At 67.3% G+C, this 5,412-nt stretch carries 6 protein-coding genes; 2 read left to right on the top strand and 4 right to left on the bottom strand.

What is annotated here, in order from left to right; all coding sequences use genetic code 11:
- Window positions 1-201 precede the first annotated feature (201 nt).
- Complete coding sequence (locus VFG33_RS14900; protein ID WP_325026703.1) at window positions 202-1,761, bottom strand: Na+/H+ antiporter; 1,560 nt, start codon at window positions 1,759-1,761, stop codon at window positions 202-204.
- A 239-nt stretch (window positions 1,762-2,000) separates the two neighbouring features.
- On the opposite strand from VFG33_RS14900, the gene VFG33_RS14895 reads away from it, so the two are divergent.
- A complete protein-coding gene (locus VFG33_RS14895; protein ID WP_325026701.1) occupies window positions 2,001-2,678 on the top strand; it encodes a GAP family protein in 678 nt (225 codons plus the stop codon).
- 121 nt (window positions 2,679-2,799) lie between these two features.
- Window positions 2,800-3,588: a hypothetical protein gene (locus VFG33_RS14890; RefSeq protein WP_325026699.1), complete on the top strand. Its 789-nt coding sequence runs from the start codon at window positions 2,800-2,802 to the stop codon at window positions 3,586-3,588.
- Here the strand turns inward: VFG33_RS14890 and VFG33_RS14885 are convergent.
- From VFG33_RS14885 to VFG33_RS14875, 3 genes are all read right to left on the bottom strand, one after another.
- Entirely contained in the window at window positions 3,502-4,107 is a 606-nt protein-coding gene (locus VFG33_RS14885; RefSeq protein ID WP_325026697.1) for a methyltransferase family protein, read from the bottom strand. The two genes, VFG33_RS14890 and VFG33_RS14885, sit on opposite strands and share 87 nt — an antisense overlap.
- Before the next feature lie 28 nt (window positions 4,108-4,135).
- Window positions 4,136-5,029, bottom strand: a complete 894-nt coding sequence (locus VFG33_RS14880; RefSeq protein ID WP_325026695.1) for a cation diffusion facilitator family transporter — start codon at window positions 5,027-5,029, stop codon at window positions 4,136-4,138.
- A gap of 103 nt (window positions 5,030-5,132) precedes the next feature.
- The coding region (locus VFG33_RS14875; RefSeq protein WP_325026693.1) for a vitamin K epoxide reductase family protein at window positions 5,133-5,412 on the bottom strand (280 nt) is incomplete at its 5' end.

The raw sequence follows: 5,412 nt of genomic DNA, 5'->3' as shown, positions 1-5,412 counted from the left end.
CAGCTCGGATCATGGCTGTCGCGGGCGGTCTGGGGGGAGCCCGGCGCGAACGAGCTACGGCACCCGATGGGGTGGCCGGTCGAGACGTCGCGGGCTGGTCAGCACAGAACGATCAATCACGGTTCCCGGATCGGCGACAAGATTCCACCGACGTTCCTGCTGACCCTCTAACAACGCGCGACGGGCGCCAGAACGACCATGTCAGGGGATGTTGGGGAGGCCGGTCTCTTCCAGGTCGAGGTCGTGTTGAAGTTGCCGGCGGGTGGCGTCGCTGATCTGGTGCTCGTCGTAGAGGCGTCGCAGTTCGGTGGTCTGGACCGTGATGACCTCGCGCCGCACCTGGTAGTAGGCCTTCAGCAGAGCTCCGGTGTCGTTGCCTTGGCCGCCTAGTTCCTCGTTCTGCTGGAGCCGGGCGCCGAGATTGCGGCGTACCCGTTCGAGAACCACATCGGAGGTGGTCTCGAGGTCGGCGAGCCGATCAACATGGTCGAGTGCGGTGCGGGCGAGGGTCGCACGGGTCCGGGCTTCTTCGCGGGCCGTGTGTTCGGGTTCGAGGGCGAGTCCGGAACGGTTGACCAGCGGTGCCAGGCTCAGACCTTGCACGACGAGGGTGAAGATGACGACGGCGGTAGTGAGGACCAGGACCAGGGCACGGCCGGGTAGCGGGCTGCCGTCGGCGGCGATGAGCGGGATGGACAGGGCGGCTGCCAACGGAAGTACTCCCCGAGTGCCGGCCCACGACACCACCGCTGCCGCCCGCCAGGACACTCGGCGGTTGGTGGGCTTGAAAGCGATCGACAGGGGAAGCATCCACAGCACGCGGAGCCCTATCAAGGTGGCGGCGATCGCCAACGCCTGCAGGGGCCACAGGCCGGTGCCGCTGGGGAGCTCGCGGACCAGCGCGGGCAGTTCCAGGCCGATGATGCTGAAGACGACGCTCTCCAGCAGGAAGACCACGACGGCGTAGACGGCGTTCAGCTGGAGGCGAATACGGGCGTCGGTGAGCCGGTGCCGGGTGCCGCTGATGACAACGCCGGCGACAACGACAGCGGTCACTCCGGAGGTGTGCGCTCCCTCGGCCAGCACGTACGCGGCGTACGGGGTGACCAAGGCGATCACGGTCTCGAGCACGGGGTCGGTGGTGCGTCGCCGGATCAGTGTCACGACGATTGCGATGCCGGCGCCGATCACGCTGCCGCCACCGGCCAGAAGGAAGAACTCACCGCCTGCTGCCTGCCAGCTCACTGCGCCACCGGCGACGGCGACAGCGACGGCCACCTTGAACAACACCAGCGATGTGGCGTCGTTGAACAGACTCTCTGCCTGCACCAACGCCTGCACCCGGCCCGGCAGTGCGAGCCTGCGGCCCAACGCCGTCACTGCGACCGGATCGGTGCTGGCCAACACGGCGCCCAGAACGAACGCCATCGAGGCGGGCAGCGGGGTCAGGGCTACCGCCAGGGCGCCGACGACGGCAGCCGACGCAAGGACCAGGCCGACTGCGAGGGCGGTCACTGGTCGCCAGACGACCCGGAGGTCGCGTAGCGAGAGCTCTTCCGCGGCGGCGTACAAAAGGGGCGGCAACACCACCAAGCCGATGATCTCCGGGGCGACTTGCAGCACCGGAGCCCCCGGTATCAGCGCCACCGCCAAGCTGACGAGCACCAGCAGGGACGGCGCCGGGATCCGCCATCGACGGGCGCCGGTGGCAACAGCGGTCGCGAACACGACCAGGAAGAGAATGATCCCCACTTCAGACATCTGCGGAGCCCCTGATCCCCTTGTCCGGGTCGCTGCCGCTGTTAGCGGAAGTCCATCCCCGCGCCGACCAGGCTTCCCGGCACACCGTGGACGACCTTACCAATTCGTGCGATCGGCGCGGCGCGGCACGGTACTTGGCTCGCCGCCGCCCGTGCAGACTGTCTGCACGGGCATCTCACCGTTCCTGCCGCCGGACGGCGTCTGAGCCTGGCGTCAGCTTTACGAGGAGGGTGGTCGGGTTGTGGCCTGTTGTTGGTGCTGTCTTTCCGCAGGCGATGGCGATCGCCCTGAGCCCGGTGCCGATGGTGTGCATCGTGCTGGTGCTGATGTCGCCCCGAGCGGTCGCCGCCGGGCTGAGCTTTGCTGCGGGCTGGGTCGGCGCCCTTGCCATCGCCATCGGACTTGTTGCTCTGTTCACTGACACAGTCGCGGACGAGAATCCGGAGGCGGCGCGGGACGGGGTCGACTTGCTGCAGCTGGCGATAGGCCTTCTGTTCGCAGTACTTGCAGTCCGGTACTGGCGTAAGCGTCCAGCCCCTGGTGCGCCCCCGGAGCGGCCGGCGATTTTCGATCGGATCGCCACGCTCTCCGGACCCGGTCTGGTGGTGACTGGTGCCGGCGCAGCTCTGGCAAACGTGAAGAACCTTCCGCTCATCCTGAGCGCGGGTAGCTACCTCGGGGGATCGGGCCTTGGTACAGGGTCACTGGTCGGTGCTGCGGCCGTCTTCGTCGCCGCGGCCTCGCTGACAGTTCTAACCCCGCTGCTGGCGGTGGTGATCATCGGAGCAGAGAAATCGGCCCGAACCCTCCAAGCTGTCGAGACCTGGCTAATCACCAACCTGAACACCATCACCATCGTTCTCCTGCTGGTCCTGGCCTCAGTCATGATCGGCCAGGGCCTCGACCTCTTCCGCTGACGAGCCCGACACCCGGGTCCGGCTCGCGGTGAAGACCGCTCTCGCTGAGAATTGAGACTCGTGATCGAGCTGCTCGGGGGATGGACGGGTCCCCGTGCCATGGGCAGGAGGTTCGCTGACGGTGTCTGCCGACGAACCGGATTTCACCCAGTACGATCGCGCGTCCGCGGCGCGGATCCTCACCGAAGTACTCGCTGACGCGGTACTGCGGCCGGACGGCTGGCTCCCAGATTCTCCAAGTCGGATCGAGCCTCACCTGACGCCTCTGGAGCCGGCAGCGGGAAGTCACCTGACCACCCCGCAGCTGAACCACCTGCGGTCGCGGATGCGGCCGTGTCCAGCCGAACTGGTCACGAGCGCGACGCATCGCGTGATGTGGAACGACAGCGACGGCGTGGTGAACGTCGCCCATTGCGGCCCTGGCCGACTCGGTGCCGTCGTGCCCGTCATCGCGCGCGAAACAACGCTGGTACTACGGCGCGCGCTCGCCGCCGACTCCGCCACCCGAGCAGCGGCAGACGGGCTGTCCGCGGGGGAGCGGGCCACGATGGCTGCGACGACCACGGACCGGGATCCGCTCGAGATCCTCAACGTCGGGCTGGAAACCACGGCACGCGCACTGGTGCAACACGCCTACCTGGCCGAGCAGACGCCGTACCGGGGTCCGGCAGACGTGCTCGCACTGCACGAACACCGTCACCAAGGTCTTGCAGACGAACGGCGTCACGGTGTCGCAGATCGACCTCGACACCAAGAAGGTGGTGGCCGCGTTCCCCTCCGCAGACGTTCGCGAACGCTGCTTCGACGCGATCCGCGACCGCGGCTACACAGTGATCCGCCCGATGCCGGGAACGAAGCGGCCGGCCTGAGCTGCGTAGCTTCTGTAGTCGGCGGCGTGGACATCGAGTAGATACGGTTCCTCGACGATCCGCACTTGCAGCTGGATCGCCACGATCAGGGCGATCAGTCCGGACAGGCCCACCACGTTCGGCACCATCAGGGTCAACCCTGCGGCGGTGAGGACCATCGCGCTGAAGATCGGGTTCCGTACCCGGGAGAAGGCTCCGGCTGTTACCAGTCCGGTGCGCTCGGCGGGATCGACGCCGACTCGCCACGATGCACCCATCGCGGCTTGAGCTGCGAAGGTTGCCGCCATCCCGGCCAAAGCCAGCGCCAGGCCCGCCAGTTGCACCGGGCGGGTGGCGAGGTTGGGCAGGGAATCGAGGCCGAGTAGTGCTGCGATCGGGGAGATCAGTCCGGTGACGATAGCGAGTACGAACAGCACGCCCGCCCACCAGGCGGCGGAGCCTGGGCGACCGGACAAGCCGCGGAAGCCGGCGTCGCCGGTCCGGCGGCGGTGGACGACCGCGCGGATCCCGAACGCGATCGCGAACCAAACGAGGTACAGCACCAATGCGATGACGGCCATGTCTGGCGTCCTTCCTGGAGTCAGTGCTTCAGGTGTGGGTCGTGTGTTCGTGGTCGGTGTGCCCGAGGGGTTCGAGCTGGAAGGTGGAGTGTTCGACGTCGAAGTGGCCCGCCAGGCAGGTCTGCAGCCTGTCCAGCAGTTGCGGGGCGTGGCCGTTCTCGAAGCATTCCCGGTCGGCGATGACGTGGGCGGACAGAACCGGGAGCCCGGAGGTGACGGTGAAGACGTGCAGGTCGTGGACGCCGCGGACGTGGTCGACTTCGAGGATGTGTTCGCGGATCTTGCCCAGGTCGATGTCGGCCGGTGCCGCCTCCAGGAGTACATTGACCGCTTCGCGGAGCAGTTTCACGGCGCGCGGCACGATGATCAGCCCGATCAGCAGTGACACGATCGCGTCGGCGCGGGTGAACCCGGTCAGTGCGATCACCAGCGCCGCCACCAGCACGCCGACCGAGGTAGCCGAGTCGGTGGCGACCTCGAGGAATGCGCCGCGCAGGTTGAGACTCGCAGTACGGGCTCGATAGAGCAGCGCGACACCGATCAGGTTGCCGACCAGACCGATCGCCCCGAAGATCGCCATTCCTCCCGGCTCGATCTCGGCCGGTTCGATCAGCCGGCGCGACCCTTGGACGAGGATGTAGACGCCCATGCCGATCAGGATCAGCCCGTTGATCGCGGCGGCGAGGATCTCTGCCCGCGCCCAGCCAAACGTCCGGCGGCCGGCGGCTGGACGGGCCGCGAGTAGCGTCGCGCCGAGCGCCATGGCGACTCCGCCGGAGTCGGCCAGCACGTGCCCGGCGTCAGCCAACAGCGCGAGGCTGCCGGTGACGACGGCGCCGAAGACCTGAATGGCCGCGATCGACAGCGAGATGACCAGCGTGCCGGCCAGGATGCCTCGGTGCTGCCCTGTCGCGGTGGTCACGCCGTGCCCGTGATCGGAGCCGGTGCAGCGGTCGCATGCACATATGAAGAAGTGTTCATACGTCGACTCTAAGGCAGATCTCCTCGGACTGTCGAGCACGTCCTCAGGGCAGGGTTCTCCAGTAGGACCAGAACTGCTCACCGATCAGGGCGAGCAGGAGCACCGTCCAGGCTGTCAGCACGACACCGTGGTAGCGGGTGATCAAGCTGAGAGTTGGCGGTGCGGGCAGGTAGCGGTTGAGATTGTGGAGCGTGACGTACCAGAAGATCGCGATGGTCACGGTCCACACCGCCATGCAGTACGGGCACAAGGCGCCGATCCGGTACAGGCTCTGGAAGATCAGCCAGTGCACGAACACGACACCGAACGTGGCGCCGGCCTGC

Origin of the sequence: Kribbella sp. (assembly GCF_035687465.1) — a bacterium.
Classification (GTDB): domain Bacteria; phylum Actinomycetota; class Actinomycetes; order Propionibacteriales; family Kribbellaceae; genus Kribbella.
The sequence above is the reverse complement of the archived record's forward strand: the minus strand, read 5'-3'. Positions and strand labels throughout refer to the sequence as shown.

Bases quoted from the DNA above. Each gene is read 5' to 3' on its own strand.
- VFG33_RS14900 (WP_325026703.1), bottom strand. From the start codon at position 1,761: ATGTCTGAAGTGGGGATCATTCTCTTCCTGGTCGTGTTCGCGACCGCT.
- VFG33_RS14885 (WP_325026697.1), bottom strand. From the start codon at position 4,107: ATGGCCGTCATCGCATTGGTGCTGTACCTCGTTTGGTTCGCGATCGCG.